Genomic DNA, 18271 nt, shown 5'->3' with positions numbered 1-18271 from the left:
CAGTCGTAATTCGGTGAATGCGGTGTTCTCATTGAAATGTTGGGGCCGCTTCGCGACCCAACGGGGGCAAGCCCCCTCGCCACAGGGTTCAGGCCTCGTTGTCCTGATCGGCCTTCAAACGGTCGCGGAAGGCCTTTGGCGAGATCCCCACCCGACGTCGGAACAAGCGTGTGAAGTTGGTCGGATCGGAAAACCCCAGCACATCGGACATTTCATAAATGGTCATGCTGGTGTAGGTCAGCAAGCGCTTGGCCTCCAGCAACTGACGCTCGTGCATGATCTGCAACGCCGGTTGCCCCGCCAGTTCACGGCACGTGCCGTTGAGGTGGGACACGGAAATCCCCAGCCGATGGGCCAGATCCTCGACCTTGACGTGCTGGCGATAGGTCTCCTCCACCAGCTGGATAAAACCGTTGAGGTATTCCCGGGCACGCTGCGGACGCTGATTGGCAGCACGGCGCTGGATCACCTGACGGCTGACCCACACCATGATCACGCTGACCAGCGAATGCATGAGCATTTCCCGCGCCGGTTGATGGCCGGTGTATTCGCTTTGCAGCGCTGAAAACAGGCTGTTGAGGTACTCGCTGTCCTTGCCCGCCGGGTAGCTTTCGGCTTGGGCCAGGGCATTTACCGAATTGCCCAACTGCGCCTGAAGATGGGCGACCAGCGGCGCGGCCAGGGTGACGACGAACCCTTCGACGTCCTCGGAAAACCGATAACCATGCACCGATAACGGCGGCAGAATGATGATTGCCGGCTCAGCCAATTGTGAGCGTTTCCCTTCGATCTCAAGCTCTGCCTGACCTTTGAAGACGAAGAGCAACTGACACAAATCAGCGTGGCGATGGGGTTTTATTTCCCATTGATGTTCGCGGCTGCGTTTTGAAATGGTTTCGCAGTGAAGCAAATCGGGGGTCGGCCAATCCAGGCTTTCACCGTAGAGTTTGAACACCGGAATCGATGGCAGGGCGGGCTTGTTCATCACTTCAATCCAGGCCTCGAAGGTAACGGGGCGATAATCGCACCGATTGGCAGAATGTACAGGTATCGGCTCAGTTTTCACCTTCAATTGACAGACCCGCAAGTGAAAAATGCAAGCACTCGATCCATAAAAATCATCCACCGGCCTTGGTCGCGCGGAGCTTGCGAGTCATAAAAACAATGAAAACATTAAAAACCCAAGTCGCCATCATCGGCGCCGGCCCCTCTGGTTTACTACTCGGCCAATTGCTGCATAACGCCGGCATCGACACCCTGATTCTCGAACGTCAGACCCCGGATTATGTGCTGGGGCGCATCCGTGCCGGTGTGCTCGAACAAGGCATGGTAGAGCTGTTGCGTCAGGCCGGGGTGGGCCAGCGCATGGACGCCGAAGGGCTGGTCCACACAGGCTTCGAACTGGCCCTTGACGGGCGCCGGGTGCACATCGATCTGCAGGCGCTCACTGGCGGCAATACCGTGATGGTGTATGGCCAGACCGAGGTCACTCGCGACCTGATGGCCGCTCGTCGGGACGCTGGCGCGCAGACCATTTATGCAGCCGGCAACGTCGTCCCCCACGGCATGAAAACCGCTGAACCCTTTGTCACCTTCGACAAGGACGGCGAAACGTATCGACTCGATTGTGACTACATCGCCGGTTGCGACGGTTTCCATGGCGTGGCGCGGCAGTCGATCCCTGCCGACTGCCTGAAGGTGTTCGAGCGGGTGTATCCGTTCGGCTGGCTGGGGATTCTCGCCGACACCCCGCCGGTTCACGAGGAGTTGGTCTACGCGCGGCATGAACGGGGCTTTGCGTTGTGCAGCATGCGTTCGCCGACGCGCACCCGTTATTACCTTCAGGTACCGGCCCAGGATCAGGTCGATGACTGGTCCGACCAACGCTTCTGGGACGAACTCAAATCCCGTCTGCCGGCCGCCCTCGCCGATGTGCTGGTGACCGGCCCGTCGATCGAGAAAAGCATTGCGCCGCTGCGCAGTTTCGTGGTCGAGCCGATGCAGTACGGGCGGATGTTCCTGGTCGGCGACGCCGCGCACATCGTCCCGCCCACCGGGGCCAAAGGCTTGAACCTGGCGGCCAGTGATGTCAGTACATTGTTCAATATTCTGCTGAAGGTTTACCGCGAAGGCCGTGTTGATTTGCTGGAGAAGTATTCCGAAATCTGCCTGCGGCGGGTGTGGAAAGCCGAACGGTTTTCCTGGTGGATGACCTCGATGTTGCATCGCTTCGACGAGCACGACGCGTTCAGTCAGCGCATCAGCGAATCGGAACTGGCCTATTTCGTTGACTCCGAGGCGGGCCGAAAAACCATCGCGGAAAACTACGTCGGCCTTCCATACGAGGCTATCGAATAGGCTCCTATCGACTTACACTGGCGAGCACTCCCGCTCGCCTTGCCTCTTGCGGGTCCATCACTGCCCGCAGGTTTTACCGTGACCAATCTCAACCGGCCTGAAACGCCCAAACCGGCCATTCGCAGCGTGCTGATCGCCCTGATGCTGGCGATCTTTCTGGGTGCGCTGGACCAGACCATCGTCGCTGTGTCGATGCCGGCGATTTCCGCGCAGTTCAAGGACGTCAGCCTGCTGGCCTGGGTCATTTCCGGCTACATGGTGGCGATGACCGTGGCGGTGCCGATCTACGGCAAGCTCGGCGATCTGTATGGCCGCCGCCGGTTGATGCTGTTCGGCATGGGCTTGTTCACCCTGGCTTCATTGTTCTGTGGCATGGCGCAAAGCATGGAGCAATTGGTACTGGCGCGGATCTTTCAAGGCATCGGCGCCGGCGGAATGATTTCGGTGAGCCAGGCGATCATCGGCGACATCGTTCCACCGCGCGAACGCGGTCGTTATCAGGGCTACTTCAGCAGCATGTACGCGGTGGCCAGCGTGGCCGGCCCGGTACTCGGTGGCTACATGACCGAATACCTGTCCTGGCGCTGGGTATTCCTGATCAACCTGCCGTTGGGCCTGGGAGCCTGGTGGGTGGCTTATCGCACGCTGGTAGGGCTGCCGGTACCGCAGCGCAAGCCGATCATCGACTACCTTGGTACGTTGCTGATGATCATTGGCCTGACAGCGTTGTTGCTGGGCATCACTCAGGTTGGCCAGGGGCATTCGTGGCGCAGTCCCGAAGTGGCGGGTTTGCTCGGTTGTGCGGTGGTGGCGCTGGCGGTGTTCGTCTGGCATGAACGGCGGGCGAGGGAACCGTTGCTGCCGATGCATTTGTTCGCCAACCGCAATGCGATCCTTTGCTGGTGTACGATTTTCTTCACCAGTTTCCAAGCGATTTCCCTGATCGTGCTGATGCCGCTGCGCTTCCAGAGCGTCACCGGCGCCGGGGCCGACAGTGCGGCACTGCACCTGTTGCCGCTGGCCATGGGCTTGCCGATAGGCGCCTATTTCGCCGGGCGCCGGACCTCGGTGACCGGTCGTTACAAACCGATGATTTTGACCGGTGCCCTGCTCATGCCATTCTCGATTCTGGGGATGGCATTCAGTGCGCCGCAGGCGTTTCTGCTCAGTAGCCTGTTCATGTTGCTCAGCGGCATCGCCAGCGGCATGCAGTTCCCGACGTCGTTGGTGGGCACGCAAAACTCGGTGGAGCAACGGGACATTGGCGTTGCCACCAGCACCACCAATCTGTTCCGCGCGCTGGGCGGTGCCGTGGGCGTGGCGTTGATGTCGGCGCTGTTGCTGGCGTTGTTGCAGGACTCCAGCTTCGCGCACCTGGCCGGCTCGTCGCTGATCGCCGAGGGCCGTTCGGGGAATGTCTTGCTCGATGGTTTGAACGCCGCGCCGGGGGATGCGCAAAACGCCTTGCGCGCCGAGTTGCTGCTGACCTTCAGGCATTTGCTGATAGTCAGCGCGACGGTGTCGCTGCTGGGGCTCGCGGCGGCGATTGCCATGCCGAACAGGGTGTTGCGCGGGCGGGAGGACAAGGTTCGGTAGAAAGACCGAGTCGCCTGCATTCGCGAGCAAACCCTGTGGCCAGTGTAGTGAGAGGGATTATCTGTGGTGGGCGGATTATCTGTGGCGAGGGGGCTTGCCCCCGTTCGGCTGCGCAGCAGTCGCAAATCAGGCACCACGGACTATCTGAAAAGCCGTGGTGAATGGATATGGGGCGGCTACGCCACCCAACGGGGGCAAGCCCCCTCGCCACAAGCAAGCTCCCTCGCCACAAAAGTCCCACTCCACAGGCCCACTCCACACAACATCACTGCATCGGGCTATTGAGTCCGGGCGTGCAGCTGTTGTTGCAGGTTCTGGATCTGCGCCTGCAAGGTGTTGATGTTGCGGGTGACCTGGCCGCGGAAGGCATCGAACTCGGCGGTATTGTTGCCACCTTGCGCTGCGGCCGGGCGGTTGTCCTGTTGGCTTTTGAGCACGATCATGTCTTGCTCCAGGCGCTCGACGGCGGCGCTCGGGTTACCTTGCCGCTTCAGCGCAGCGATGTCGGCGCCAAGGCTTTTGAGTTGGGCGTCGACCTTGCTGGTATCGGCCGGTGCGCTCTTCAACGCGGCCAGTTCGCCGCTCAAGGCTTTGACCTGGGCCTGCAACTGGGCATTGGCGGCTTGTTGTTCGCTGGCCTGCGTGGTCATTTGCGCCAGGCGCTTGTCCAGATCGGAGGTCTGGCCGAGCACGCCTTGCTGCTGTTTGCTCTGATCCTGGAGTTTGCTTTCCAGCTGTTTGCTCTGGTCCTGGAGCTTGCCTTCCAGTTGTTTTATTTGCAGCTTCAACGCTTCACTGCCGGTGTTGACCGTGGACTGGCTGGCCACGACCTTGCCGGAAATGTCCTGCAAGCGCCCCGCCGCTTCCTCACTGATGCGCGCGAAACTTTCCTGGGTCGCCACCAGTTGTTGTTCCATCAGCGAAATCTGCTGAAAACTCCACCAGGCAAGGCCGGCGAAGGCAAAGAACAACGCGCCGACCAACGCCCACAGCGGGCCGGTGCTCGGGCTTTTGACCTTGACTACCGGTGTGGTGCGCGAATGCACGGAAGTGCGCGCGGTGGTCGGAAAATCATCGTCGTCGAGGCTGTCGGCACGCAGGCTCGGTACATCGTCGAAGTCGTCGTTGGCATCGTTACGCATGGACATTGAGTCAACCTTTGTAAAACGCGGTGATGGCTTGATGCGGCGAAGTATAACCCTCGCTGCCGCACCGGTTGACCCTGAACCCCGAACTCGGTTCAGTAGGGGGCAGCCCTTATGTGTCAGCGAATGTCCTGAGCCTTCCACCAGGCGCAAAATTCATCGAGGGCGGTCCAGAGGCTGACTTTCGGATCGTAGTCCAGATAATGCCGGGCGCGACTGATGTCCAGGGTGAAATTTTTGTTCATTACCTGCATGCCCAGTCGCGACAGGGTCGGCTCCGGACGCCCCGGCCACAACTTGCAAACACCCTCGTTGAGCGCGGCAAGGCTGTAGGCCAAGCCGTAGGAACGGTAACGGGTCACCTGTGGGACATCCATTTTGCGCATCACGTAATTGACCACATCCCACAACGGCACCGGCGCTCCGTTGCTGATGTTGTAGGCCTTGCCCAAGGCCGAACCGCTGGCCAGCAAGCTGCTGAACAACGCCTCATTGAGATTTTGCACACTGGTGAAGTCAACCTTGTTCAGGCCATTGCCGATAATCGCCAACCGCCCTTTGCGCTGCATCTTCAGCAACCTGGGGAAAATGCTCATGTCGCCTGCGCCCGTCACGAAACGCGGGCGCAGGGCCAGGGTTTCGAGGCCGAACTCCTGCGCACCGAAAACTTTTTGCTCGGCCAGGTATTTGGTTGCGGCGTAAGGATGCTTGAAGCGCTTGGGCACCTGGTCTTCGGTCAACCCCAGATGATCGCGACCATCGAAGTAAATCGATGGCGACGACAAGTGCACCAGGCGCCGCACCCGTTGTTTCAGGCAGGCCTCGACCACGTTCTCGGTGACCTCGACGTTGCCTTGATGGAAGTCCTGATAGCGCCCCCACAAACCGACAGCGCCGGCGCAATGGACCACGGCTTCGACGTCGGAACACAGGTCGCGCGCCAGTTGCGGGTCGCTCAAGTCGCCCTGGATGAACTCGGCACCACGGCGCACCAAATGCTCGACGCTCTCGGCCCGGCGACCGTTGACCCGCACATCCAGGCCCTGCTCCAGGGCAAAACGCGCAAAGCGTCCGCCAATGAAGCCGCTTGCGCCGGTGACCAGAATCTTCATGTATTGCTCCGAATATTTCGTTTTGCGTTTTGCGTTTTGCATATTGCGTAGGGCGTGAGGTCTTGACGCCAGCCGTCAGTCCAACGGCACCAGCCATTGCTTCGACGAGCGCACCAATTGATCGGTGAGTAACCCCAACAGCTGACCGCCATTACGCCAATGATGCCAGTACAGCGGCACATCGATCGGCTTATCTGGCAAAAGCTCCACCAATTGGCCGCGCGCCAGTTGTTCGCGCACCTGCAATTCAGGCACCAGGCCCCAGCCAAGCCCTGCTTCCGTGAGACGAAGAAACCCTTCAGAAGACGGGCATAAATGGTGTTCGAAACCGCCATTCACGCCAACTGACGCAAGGTATCGATGCTGCAGGAAATCGTCCGGACCAAACACCAGGGCTGGCGTTTTGGCCAACTGATCGGCGCGCACGCCTTCAGGGAAATGCCGGGCAATGAATGCCGGGCTGGCCAACGCACGGTAGCGCATCGCCCCCAACAGCACGCTGCGCGCACCGGCCACCGGCCGCTCACTGGCGCACAGACACCCCGCCACTTCGCCTGCACGCATGCGTTTGAGGCCGACGGTCTGGTCTTCCACCACCAGGTCGAGCAACAGATGCTCCTGCGCGCAAAAATCCCCCACCGCCGCAGCCCACCAGGTGGCCAGGCTGTCAGCGTTCAGCGCGATACGCAGGCGTTCCGGCAGGCCTTCTTCGTCCAGCGCCGGCACCAGGCTTTGCAGATCGCGCTCCAGCAACCGCACCTGCTGCACATGGTTGAGCAATCGCCGGCCGATCTCCGTCGGGGCCGGAGGCGTGACCCGCACCAACACCGGTTGGCCGACCCGCGCCTCGAGCAGTTTGATGCGCTGGGAGATGGCCGATTGGGACAAGCCCAAGACCTGCGCGGCGCGTTCGAATCCGGCCTGCTCGATCACGGCGGCGAGCGCGGACAGTAATTTGTAGTCGAACATCAGTTTTCCTAATGAGCGATCAGCACTATTGGTTTTTCTTATACAACTTCCCACCGGAGAATGGCCAGCAAGAACTTTGAACAAGGATCACCGACATGGCTGGCGAAACCTCATTGGCAACCCTGTTGCGCAGCATGAGCCCGCAACTCAACGACGGCGAATACGTGTTCTGCACGTTGCCCGACGGCAAGCTGCCCGCAGGCCTTGAGATTGTCGGCAGCTTCCGCGAACAGGAAGGGCTGACAGTGATTCTGCAACGTTCCCACGCCGAGAAGGCCGGTTTCAGCTTCGACTACATCGCTGCCTGGATCACCTTGAACGTGCACTCAGCCCTTGAAGCCGTCGGCCTGACCGCCGCGTTCGCCACGGCACTGGGCCGGGTCGGCATCAGTTGCAACGTGATTGCCGGCTACTACCACGACCATTTGTTCGTCGGCCAGGCCGATGCCGAACGCGCCCTGCAGGTACTGCGGGATCTGGCGGCCAACGCGGAGTAAAAATCTTATGTGGCAAAGCTATGTGAACGGCCTGTTGGTGGCCGCCGGGCTGATCATGGCGATCGGCACTCAGAATGCGTTTGTGTTGGCGCAGAGCCTTCGACGTGAACATCACCTGCCGGTGGCGGCGCTCTGCGTAACCTGCGATGCGTTGCTGGTAGCCGCCGGGGTGTTCGGCCTGGCGACGTTGCTGGCGCAGAACCCGACTCTGTTGGCCATCGCTCGTTGGGGTGGCGCGGCGTTTCTGCTGTGGTATGGCAGCCTGGCGCTACGGCGGGCGTGCTCGAAACAGAGCCTGCAATACGGCGAGAACCAGACCGTGCGCTCATTGCGGGCGGTGCTGCTCAGCGCTTTGGCGGTGACCTTGCTCAACCCGCACGTCTACCTGGACACCGTGTTGCTGATCGGCTCCCTCGGCGCACAACAAACCGAGCCCGGTGCTTATGTCGTGGGTGCGGCCAGTGCATCGTTGCTGTGGTTTTTTACCCTGGCCCTCGGCGCAGCATGGTTGGCACCGTGGTTGGCACGCCCCAGTACCTGGCGAATCCTTGACCTGTTGGTCGCCGTGATGATGTTCACCGTAGCGATTCAACTGGTCATCGCCGGGTGATTTATTCCAAATGGCTCTGGAACCTCTATTCCACACAGTTGTTGCGTGGTTATGCCGCACCCCCGGTGCTATGATCCGATCCCTGCGCCGCAAAGAGTACAAACTCCCCGGCGCATGTCTGGCCGCCCGTGATCGGCCTTGCGCTCACCGCAACTGACCTGATTAGGAGAATTATCATGGCTTTCGAATTGCCGCCGCTGCCTTACGCGCACAATGCCCTGCAGCCGCACATTTCAGAGGAAACTCTGCAATACCACCACGACAAGCACCACAACACCTATGTCGTGAACCTGAACAACCTGGTGCCAGGCACCGAGTTCGAAGGCAAGACCCTGGAAGAAATCGTCAAGACTTCCTCGGGCGGTATCTTCAACAACGCCGCTCAGGTCTGGAACCACACTTTCTACTGGAACTGCCTGGCACCAAACGCCGGCGGTCAACCAACCGGCGCTCTGGCTGATGCCATCAACGCTGCTTTCGGTTCGTTCGACAAGTTCAAGGAAGAGTTCAGCAAAACGTCCATCGGCACCTTCGGTTCCGGTTGGGGCTGGCTGGTGAAAAAGGCTGACGGTTCCCTGGCCCTGGCCAGCACCATCGGCGCCGGCAACCCGCTGACCAGCGGCGACACCCCGCTGCTGACCTGCGACGTCTGGGAACACGCTTACTACATCGACTACCGCAACCTTCGTCCGAAGTACGTCGAAGCGTTCTGGAACCTGGTCAACTGGAAATTCGTGGCTGAGCAGTTCGAAGGCAAAACCTTCACCGCCTAAGCTTCGCGCCAGTCAAGAAACCCGGCTTTTATGCCGGGTTTTTTTATGCCATCGAAAATCCGTACATGGGTGGTGTGCTTTCCCACAACACGAGCCGCATTCGCCCTCTTGCCCCCACAGCACAGCGGTCTAACATCAACACAAGGAAAAATTGCCTCAACCTCCTCAAGTTGAAGGCCTCGACAACCGACACAGTGTTAATAGGGCAAATACTCCAAACAGCAGCATATCGGCCAAGCTACCGGCAATATCCCCCGGGCTGGATTGTCCCTTTGACTGCCATCACGGGATTGCCAATACTCATGGCAACTTGACGCTACCCGCACGGAACAAGGAATAACCCTTTGAAGCTGGAACTCAAGAACAGCTTGTCGGTGAAGTTACTCCGGGTCGTGCTCCTGTCGGCATTGATCGTCGGCGTGGTCTTGAGCTGCGCACAGATTGTTTTCGATGCCTATAAAACACGTCAGGCGGTTGCCAACGATGCCCAGCGCATCCTCGACATGTTCCGCGATCCCTCCACTCAGGCGGTCTACAGCCTGGATCGGGAAATGGGCATGCAGGTGATCGAAGGCCTGTTCCAGGATGACGCCGTGCGCATGGCCTCCATCGGCCACCCCCACGAAGCCATGCTCGCGCAAAAATCCCGCGAGCTTCAGCAGTCCCACAGCCGCTGGCTGACTGACCTGATCCTCGGCCAGGAACGCACGTTCACCACCCAACTGGTGGGTCGCGGTCCCTACAGCGAGTACTACGGCGACCTGAGCATTACCCTCGACACCGCCACCTACGGCCAGAGCTTCATCGTCAGTTCGGTGATCATCTTCATCTCTGGCGTCTTGCGCGCCCTGGCCATGAGCCTGGTGTTGTATCTGGTTTACCACTGGCTGCTGACCAAACCATTGTCGCGGATCATCGAACATCTGACTGAGATCAACCCGGACCGGCCCAGCGCCCACAAGATCCCACAGCTCAAGGGTCATGAAAGAAACGAGCTGGGGGTCTGGATCAATACCGCCAACCAACTGCTCGAATCCATCGAGCGCAACACTCACCTGCGCCATGAAGCGGAAAACAGCCTGCTGCGCATGGCCCAGTACGATTTTCTCACCGGTCTGCCGAACCGCCAGCAATTGCAGCAACAGCTGGACAAGATCCTTGTCGACGCCGGCAAATTGCAGCGTCGGGTCGCGGTGTTGTGTGTCGGGCTCGATGACTTCAAAGGCGTCAACGAACAGTTCAGCTACCAGACCGGCGACCAGCTGCTGCTGGCCCTGGCCGATCGCCTGCGGGCTCACAGCGGCCGCCTCGGCGCCCTCGCCCGCTTGGGTGGCGACCAGTTCGCGCTGGTCCAGGCCGACATCGAACAACCCTACGAAGCCGCCGAACTGGCCCAAAGCATTCTCGATGATCTGGAAGCGGCGTTCGCCCTCGATCATCAGGAAATCCGCCTGCGCGCCACCATCGGCATCACCCTGTTCCCCGAGGACGGTGACAGCACCGAGAAGCTGCTGCAAAAAGCCGAGCAGACCATGACCCTGGCCAAGACGCGCTCGCGCAACCGCTACCAGTTCTATATCGCCAGCGTCGACACGGAAATGCGTCGACGCCGCGAGCTGGAAAAAGACCTGCGTGACGCCTTGATCCGCGACCAGTTCTACCTCGTCTACCAGCCGCAGATCAGCTACCGCGATCATCGCGTGGTGGGTGTCGAGGCGTTGATTCGCTGGCAGCATCCCGAGCATGGGCTGGTGCCGCCGGACCTGTTCATCCCGCTGGCCGAGCAGAACGGCACCATCATCGCCATTGGCGAATGGGTGCTGGACCAGGCCTGCAAACAACTGCGCGAGTGGCACGATCAGGGCTTCGTCGACCTGCGCATGGCGGTGAACCTGTCCACTGTGCAATTGCACCACGCCGAGTTGCCGCGGGTGGTCAATAACCTGCTGCAGATCTACCGACTGCCACCGCGCAGCCTGGAGCTGGAAGTCACCGAAACCGGCCTGATGGAAGACATCAGCACCGCCGCCCAGCACTTGCTGAGCCTGCGTCGCTCCGGCGCGCTGATCGCCATCGACGACTTCGGCACCGGTTATTCGTCATTGAGTTATCTGAAAAGCCTGCCGCTGGACAAGATCAAGATCGACAAGAGCTTCGTTCAGGACCTGCTCGATGACGACGACGACGCGACCATCGTCCGGGCCATCATCCAGCTGGGCAAAAGCCTGGGCATGCAGGTGATTGCCGAAGGCGTGGAAACCGCCGAACAAGAGGCCTACATCATCTCCGAAGGCTGCCACGAAGGTCAGGGCTATCACTACAGCAAACCGCTGCCGGCGCGGGAATTGAGCGTCTACCTCAAGCAGGCCCAGCGCAGTAACGCGGCCATTTTGTAAAAAGATCGCAGCCTCGTTTCACTCGACAGCTCCTACAGTGAAACGAGGCTGCGATCTTTTGATGCGCCCCACATCTTTGCGTGAATAAGAAATATTTACAGGTACAACCCTTTACACAGAATGCGAAAGATTTGCATTATGTCGCACTTTTGCGCGCCGCCCGTGCGCGCCCACTCCATCACCGAAGCAGGATGTTCGCCATGATTCGTATGCCTCTGGCCACCGCCAGTCTGCTGGCCATCGCTATTTCCCTCGCTGGTTGCGGCGAAGGCAAAGACAAGGCTGCCGCTCCACAAGCGCCGACCCCGGCTGCCAGCACCACTGCCCCGGCTGCACCTGCTGCCACAGCTAAAGTCGACGAAGCCGCCGCCAAGGCTGTGGTCGCGCACTACGCCGACATGGTCTTTGCCGTTTACAGCGATGCCGAATCCACCGCGAAAACCCTGCAAACCGCCGTCGACGCGTTCCTCGCCAAGCCGGACGCCGACACCCTCAAAGCCGCCAGGGCTGCCTGGGTCGCGGCCCGCGTGCCTTACCTGCAGAGCGAAGTGTTCCGCTTCGGCAACACCATCATCGACGACTGGGAAGGCCAGGTGAACTCCTGGCCACTGGACGAAGGCCTGATCGACTACGTCGACAAATCCTACGAACACGCACTGGGTAACCCGGGCGCCACCGCCAACATCATCGCCAACACCCAGATTCAGATTGGCGAAGACAAGGTCGACGTGAAAGACATCACCCCGGAAAAACTCGCCAGCCTGAACGAGCTGGGCGGTTCCGAGGCCAACGTCGCCACCGGTTACCACGCCATCGAATTCCTGCTCTGGGGCCAGGACCTGAACGGCACCGGCCCTGGCGCCGGCAACCGTCCAGCCTCCGACTACCTGGAAGGCAAAGGCGCTACCGGCGGTCACAACGATCGTCGTCGCGCTTACCTGAAATCCGTGACTCAGCTGCTGGTCAACGACCTGGAAGAAATGGTCGGTAACTGGAAGCCGAACGTGGCCGACAACTACCGCGCCACCCTGGAAGCGGAACCGGCTGAATCCGGCCTGCGCAAAATGCTGTTCGGCATGGGCAGCCTGTCCTTGGGCGAACTGGCGGGCGAGCGCATGAAGGTTTCCCTGGAAGCCAACTCCCCGGAAGACGAACAGGATTGCTTCAGCGACAACACCCACAACTCGCACTTCTACGATGCCAAAGGCATTCGTAACGTGTACCTGGGCGAATACACCCGTGTCGACGGCACCAAAATGACCGGCGCCAGCCTGTCGTCCCTGGTGGCCAAGGCCGACCCGGCTGCCGATGCCGCGCTGAAAGCCGACCTGGCTGCGACCGAAGCCAAGATCCAGATCATGGTCGATCACGCCAACAAGGGTGAGCACTACGACCAACTGATCGCTGCCGGCAACACCGCTGGCAATCAGATCGTGCGCGACGCCATCGCCTCGCTGGTCAAGCAGACCGGTTCGATCGAAGCCGCTGCCGGCAAACTGGGCATCAGCGACCTGAACCCGGACAACGCTGATCACGAGTTCTGATCAACGCTGGCTGAGCGAATACAAAGGCGACTTTCGGGTCGCCTTTTTCATGCCTGTCTTTTGGGTGATGCTGATGGCCTCATCGCGGGCAAGCCACGCTCCCACGGGGTCAGCGCAAAACCCTGTGGGAGCGTGGCTTGCCCGCGATGGGGGCGACGCGGTCTGACGTCAAACCCTGCCTCACATCAAGCAAACGATAATTCCTCTTATTCAAACTCCCCTGCCCTGTTAGACTTTGCGCCCTTGTTTTGCTCGTCTTGCAGGATGTCCGATGCCCTCGCTGCCTCTTCGCTTGTCTGCACTGTTGCTGGCCCTGGGCCTGAGTGCCTGCGATGACGCCCCGCGTTTTACCCAGGCCGAACCCGGTGAAGCCCGGTCCGGTGGCAGCGCGACAGTACGCAAGACCGATCAGAACGCATTCTCCCTGCCCTCCGCCAATCTGCCGCCGTCACGGCGCGTCGACTTCAGCGTCGGTAATAGCTTCTTTCGCAGCCCCTGGGTGATCGCGCCGTCAACCACCACCGCCCGCGATGGCCTCGGCCCGCTGTTCAACACCAACGGCTGCCAGAACTGCCACATCAAGGACGGGCGCGGTCACCCACCGACGCCCGATGCGCCGAATGCGGTGTCGATGCTGGTACGCCTGTCGATTCCCAATGCGCCGGCCTACGCCAAAGTCATCGAGCAAATGGGCGTGGTGCCAGAGCCGGTCTACGGCGGCCAGTTCCAGGACATGTCGGTGCCCGGCGTTGCCCCGGAAGGCAAAGTGCGCGTCGATTACACGCCGGTCCCGGTACGCTTCAAGGACGGCAGCGAAATCGAGTTGCGCAAGCCGACCTTGCAGATGACCCAACTCGGCTACGGCCCGATGCACCCCGACACGCGTTTCTCGGCACGCATTGCACCGCCGATGATTGGCCTGGGCTTGCTTGAAGCGATTCCCGACGAAGCTATCCTGGCCAATGCCGAGGCCCAGGCCCGGGAGAAAAACGGCATCGCCGGGCGACCGAACCGGGTCTGGGACGACGCGCAGCAGAAGACTGTTCTCGGACGATTTGGCTGGAAAGCCGGGCAACCGAACCTCAATCAACAGAATGCTCACGCGTTCTCTGGTGACATGGGCCTCACGACCAGCCTGAAACCCGTTGATGACTGCACTGACGCACAAATCGCTTGCAAGCAGGCACCCAACGGCAATGGCCCCGATGGCGAGCCGGAAGTCAGCGACAACATTTTGCGCCTGGTGCTGTTCTACAGCCGTAACCTCGCCGTGCCGGCCCGTCGCGATGTTGGCGCACCTGAGGTGCTGGCCGGCAAGAATCTGTTTTTCCAGGCCGGATGCCAGTCCTGTCACACCCCTCAATACACCACCGCCGCCAACGCCGCGGAACCTGAATTGGCCAATCAAGTGATTCGCCCTTACAGCGATCTGCTGCTGCACGACATGGGCGACGGTCTGGCCGACAACCGTACCGAGTTCCAGGCCAGTGGCCGCGACTGGCGGACGCCGCCGTTGTGGGGCATCGGCCTGACGCAGACGGTCAGCGGCCACACCCAGTTCTTGCATGACGGCCGCGCCCGCAACCTGCTCGAAGCCGTGCTCTGGCATGGCGGCGAGGCAAAAGCGGCGCAGCAACAGGTTTTGTCTTTCAACGCCGAGCAGCGCGCGGCGTTGCTGGCGTTTTTGAATTCCCTTTAATACGTATTCCTTCAGCGGGAGCCCGACATGTTCCGTCCCAAATTGTTGTTCACCAGCCTTGCCGCCCTCGCCCTGGGCGCCTGTTCGCCCCAGGATCCGCAAGCGGTCACCTCGGCGGCCATCGCCAAGCAAGTGATCCTGCCGAGCTACAGTCGTTGGGTGGAAGCCGACCGGCAATTGGCGGTCAGCGCCCTGGCGTTCTGCCAAGGCAAGGAAACCCTGGACACCGCCCGCTCCGACTTCCTGCACGCGCAGAAAGCCTGGGCCGAGTTGCAACCGCTGTTGATCGGGCCGCTGGCCGAGGGCAACCGTTCGTGGCAGGTGCAGTTCTGGCCGGACAAGAAAAACCTCGTGGGTCGTCAGGTCGAGCAACTGGTCACTGCGCAGCCGCAGATCGATGCCGCCGCCCTGGCCAAGTCCAGTGTCGTGGTGCAAGGGCTGTCGGCCTATGAATACATCCTGTTCGACAGCAAGATCGACATGGCTGACAGCGCTCAGAAAGCCAAATACTGCCCGCTGCTGACCGCCATTGGCGAGCGTCAGAAGCAACTGGCCGAAGAGATCCTGTCGCGCTGGAACACCAACGACGGCATGCTCGCGCAGATGAGCAAATTCCCCAACCAGCGCTACGCCGACTCCCACGAAGCGATCGCCGATCTGCTGCGTGTGCAAGTGACTGCGCTGGACACCCTGAAGAAAAAACTCGGCACGCCGATGGGCCGTCAGAGCAAGGGTACGCCACAGCCATTCCAGGCCGATGCCTGGCGCAGCCAATCGTCGCTCAAAGGCATGGAAGCAAGCCTGACTGCTGCGCAAACCGTCTGGGTGGGTGTCGACAACAAAGGCCTGCGCGGTCTGTTGCCGAGCGAGCAAAAACCGTTGGCCGACAAGATCGACGCGGCCTACGCAGCATCTCTGAAACTGCTTGCCGGCAACCAGCGCTCGCTGACCGACATGCTCACCGACGATGCCGGTCGCCAGCAGCTCAACGACATCTATGACAGCCTCAACGTTGTCCACCGCTTGCACGAAGGCGAACTGGCCAAGGCGCTGGGCATCCAATTGGGCTTCAACGCCAACGACGGCGACTGATGAGGGCAAGTGCCATGCTGCGACGCCAGGCTCTGACGTTAGGGAGTTTGCTGCTGGGTGCGGTGACACTGGGCGGCTGGACGCTGTTCAAGCAAAAGGACAAAAGCCCGCTGCTGCTCTCGGCGCGGGACGATGGTGACGGCAAGCACTATGCCGTCGGTTATCGGCTGGACGGCACTCGGGTGTTTGCGACCCAGGTCGGTCAGCGCTGCCATGACATCATCAACCACCCGACATTGCCGATTGCGCTATTCGTCGCTCGGCGTCCGGGCACCGAGAGCTACCTGATCGACCTGCGCGACGGCACGCTATTGCAAACCGTGGTGTCGCAGCCGAATCGGCACTTCTACGGTCACGCAGTGATTCACCGGAGCGGCGACTGGTTGTACGCCACCGAAAACGACACCTCCGATCCGGGCCGAGGTCTGCTCGGTGTGTATAAATTCGAAGGTGAGCGACTGGTGCACAGCGGCGAAATTTCCACCCACGGCGTCGGCCCGCATCAGGTGTCGTGGATGCCCGATGGCGAGACGCTGGTGGTGGCCAACGGCGGCATTCGTACCGAGGCCGAAAGCCGGGTCGAGATGAACCTCAATGCCATGGAACCGAGCCTGGTGCTGATGAAGCGCGACGGCACACTGTTGAGCAAGGAAACACTGGCTCAACAGATGAACAGCGTGCGGCATTTGGGTATCGCCAGTGACGGCACCATCGTCGCCGGTCAGCAGTTCATGGGCGATGCTCACGAGTCCTCGGAGCTACTGGCGATCAAGCGTCCCGGCCAACCGTTCGTGGCGTTCCCGGTGCCCGAGCATCAGTTGCAGGCTATGGGGCATTACACCGCCAGCGTGGCCGTGCACAGCGAACTGCGCCTCGTCGCCCTGACCGCGCCGCGGGGCAACCGCTTTTTTATCTGGGACCTGGACAGCGGTGAAGTACGCCTGGATGCACCGCTTCCCGATTGCGCCGGTGTCGGGGCCGTGGCCGACGGTTTTGTCGTGACCTCGGGTCAAGGCCGTTGCCGGTTCTACGATTGCCGCCAGACAAACCTTGTTGCAAAACCTCTGGAATTGCCTGCGGGGCTCTGGGACAACCACCTTCACCTGATCTGAACACGCAACCTGTAGCAGCTGGCGCAGCCTGCGTTCGACTGCGCAGCAGTCGTGAAATCAGACACCGAGTTGTATCAGACAAACCGCGGTGTCTGGATTACGACTGCTGCGCAGCCGAACGCAGCCTTCGGCAGCTGCTACAGTTGGAATCCCCTTCGCAGTGGGAGTAATGTTTGCGCCTGTCTCACCTGATTTTCTCCAAGGAAATGGAAATATGCTGCGCCGCCGCATGCTGATCATGTTGGGTGTTGTCCTGCTAATCGTGCTGGTCTTGGCCGGTTACAAAGCCTTCTCCATCTATACGATGATGAAGGGCTTCTCTGTGCCGAAACCACCGATCAGTGTCGCCGTGGCCACCGCCACCGAACGTCCGTGGCAAAGCCGTTTGCCAACGGTCGGCACCGTTACGGCGCTGCAAGGGGTCGATCTGAGCCTGGAGGTCGACGGCACCGTCAAGGAAGTTCAGTTCGAGTCGGGACAGAAGGTCAAGGTCGGTCAGCCGCTGCTGCAACTCGACAGCGCCGTGGAAACCGCCCTGTTGGCAACCGCCCAGGCCGACCTGGGACTGGCGCAACTGGATTACGGTCGCGGTAGCCAACTGGTGGGCAGCCGGGCTATTTCCAAAGGCGAGTTCGACCGACTCTCGGCGGTATTGCAAAAGAGCCGGGCCACGGTCAATCAGCTCAAGGCGGCGCTGGAGAAAAAACGAATCCTCGCACCGTTCAGCGGGACCATCGGTATTCGTCGGGTAGACGTCGGCGACTACGTGGCCAGCGGCACGATGATCGCCACCCTGCAAGACCTCAGCAGCCTCTACGTTGACTTCTTTGTACCCGAGCAGGACGTGCCGAAGATCACCCTCGGCCAATCGGTACAGGTCATTGTCTCGGCCTACCCGACGGAGACTTTCCCCGGCACCGTCAGCGCCATCAACCCGAAGGTAGAAAGCAGCACCCGCAACGTGCTGGTGCGCGCGACCCTGGCCAACCCCGATGGCAAACTCCTGCCGGGGATGTTCGCCAGCCTGCAAGTAATGTTGCCCGACCCGCAGCCGCACATCGTCGTGCCTGAGAGCGCGATCACCTACACCCTTTATGGCAACTCGCTGTACGTCGTCGCGCAGAAAAAGGCCGAAGACGGCAGCCTCGAAAAAGACGACAAGGGCGAGCCGGTTCTGATCGCCGAACGACGCTTTGTCGAAACCGGCGAGCGCCGCGACGGGATGGTCATGATCATCAAAGGCTTGCAGAACGGCGAAAAAGTGGTCACCGGCGGCCAGATGAAACTGGACCACGGCGCGCACATCGCCATCAGCGACGACAAGACCCTAGCCGAGAAGAGCAGTCAGCCGCGCGCTGACTGATCAAG

The 18271-nt window shown here is 60.6% G+C and carries 15 protein-coding genes; 11 read left to right on the top strand and 4 right to left on the bottom strand.

Features of this window, described 5'->3' with window-relative positions; translation table 11 throughout:
- Positions 1-88: 88 nt before the first annotated feature.
- Positions 89-985 carry a helix-turn-helix domain-containing protein gene (locus LOY36_RS05660; protein WP_019651387.1) on the bottom strand — a complete coding sequence of 299 codons (897 nt, stop codon included), beginning with the start codon at positions 983-985 and terminating at the stop codon, positions 89-91.
- Between the two features lie 179 nt (positions 986-1164).
- Here LOY36_RS05660 and pobA point away from each other — a divergent pair, with 179 nt between their 5' ends.
- Complete coding sequence (gene pobA / locus LOY36_RS05655; RefSeq protein ID WP_258672546.1) at positions 1165-2358, top strand: 4-hydroxybenzoate 3-monooxygenase; 1194 nt, start codon at positions 1165-1167, stop codon at positions 2356-2358.
- Between the two features lie 78 nt (positions 2359-2436).
- Complete coding sequence (locus tag LOY36_RS05650; protein ID WP_258672545.1) at positions 2437-3954, top strand: MDR family MFS transporter; 1518 nt, start codon at positions 2437-2439, stop codon at positions 3952-3954.
- Positions 3955-4232: 278 nt separating this feature from the next.
- Here the strand turns inward: LOY36_RS05650 and LOY36_RS05645 are convergent, their stop codons facing one another.
- From LOY36_RS05645 to LOY36_RS05635, 3 genes are all read right to left on the bottom strand, one after another.
- Entirely contained in the window at positions 4233-5102 is an 870-nt protein-coding gene (locus LOY36_RS05645) for an ATPase (protein WP_258672544.1), read from the bottom strand.
- A 116-nt stretch (positions 5103-5218) separates the two neighbouring features.
- On the bottom strand, positions 5219-6211 hold the full coding sequence (locus tag LOY36_RS05640) for an NAD(P)-dependent oxidoreductase (RefSeq protein ID WP_230174919.1): 993 nt from the start codon (positions 6209-6211) through the stop codon (positions 5219-5221).
- A 75-nt stretch (positions 6212-6286) separates the two neighbouring features.
- On the bottom strand, positions 6287-7180 hold the full coding sequence (locus LOY36_RS05635) for a LysR family transcriptional regulator ArgP (protein ID WP_258672543.1): 894 nt from the start codon (positions 7178-7180) through the stop codon (positions 6287-6289).
- A 95-nt stretch (positions 7181-7275) separates the two neighbouring features.
- On the opposite strand from LOY36_RS05635, the gene LOY36_RS05630 reads away from it, so the two are divergent.
- From LOY36_RS05630 to LOY36_RS05590, 9 genes are all read left to right on the top strand, one after another.
- Positions 7276-7677 carry an ACT domain-containing protein gene (locus LOY36_RS05630; protein ID WP_258672542.1) on the top strand — a complete coding sequence of 134 codons (402 nt, stop codon included), beginning with the start codon at positions 7276-7278 and terminating at the stop codon, positions 7675-7677.
- Positions 7678-7684: 7 nt separating this feature from the next.
- Complete coding sequence (locus LOY36_RS05625; RefSeq protein WP_258672541.1) at positions 7685-8287, top strand: LysE/ArgO family amino acid transporter; 603 nt, start codon at positions 7685-7687, stop codon at positions 8285-8287.
- Positions 8288-8463: 176 nt separating this feature from the next.
- Positions 8464-9060: a superoxide dismutase gene (locus tag LOY36_RS05620; RefSeq protein ID WP_007938876.1), complete on the top strand. Its 597-nt coding sequence runs from the start codon at positions 8464-8466 to the stop codon at positions 9058-9060.
- Between the two features lie 344 nt (positions 9061-9404).
- Positions 9405-11456 (top strand): bifunctional diguanylate cyclase/phosphodiesterase, encoded by a 2052-nt coding sequence (locus LOY36_RS05615; RefSeq protein WP_018926575.1) that lies wholly within the window; start codon positions 9405-9407, stop codon positions 11454-11456.
- A 200-nt stretch (positions 11457-11656) separates the two neighbouring features.
- Positions 11657-13000, top strand: a complete 1344-nt coding sequence (locus LOY36_RS05610) for an imelysin family protein (RefSeq protein WP_019651382.1) — start codon at positions 11657-11659, stop codon at positions 12998-13000.
- Between the two features lie 271 nt (positions 13001-13271).
- The gene (locus LOY36_RS05605) at positions 13272-14699 is read left to right on the top strand and encodes a di-heme oxidoredictase family protein (RefSeq protein WP_258672539.1); all 1428 of its coding nucleotides are present in this window, start codon (positions 13272-13274) and stop codon (positions 14697-14699) included.
- A 27-nt stretch (positions 14700-14726) separates the two neighbouring features.
- Positions 14727-15791, top strand: a complete 1065-nt coding sequence (locus LOY36_RS05600; RefSeq protein ID WP_258672538.1) for an imelysin family protein — start codon at positions 14727-14729, stop codon at positions 15789-15791.
- Between the two features lie 14 nt (positions 15792-15805).
- Positions 15806-16903, top strand: coding sequence for a DUF1513 domain-containing protein (locus tag LOY36_RS05595; protein WP_258672535.1), 1098 nt, complete (start codon positions 15806-15808; stop codon positions 16901-16903).
- 214 nt (positions 16904-17117) lie between these two features.
- The gene (locus LOY36_RS05590; RefSeq protein WP_258672534.1) at positions 17118-18266 is read left to right on the top strand and encodes an efflux RND transporter periplasmic adaptor subunit; all 1149 of its coding nucleotides are present in this window, start codon (positions 17118-17120) and stop codon (positions 18264-18266) included.
- Positions 18267-18271: the final 5 nt, after the last annotated feature.

It is taken from the genome of Pseudomonas sp. B21-019, assembly GCF_024749225.1.
GTDB lineage: Bacteria > Pseudomonadota > Gammaproteobacteria > Pseudomonadales > Pseudomonadaceae > Aquipseudomonas.
Note: the sequence above shows the minus strand (reverse complement) of the source record. Positions and strands in the feature narration are given on the sequence as shown.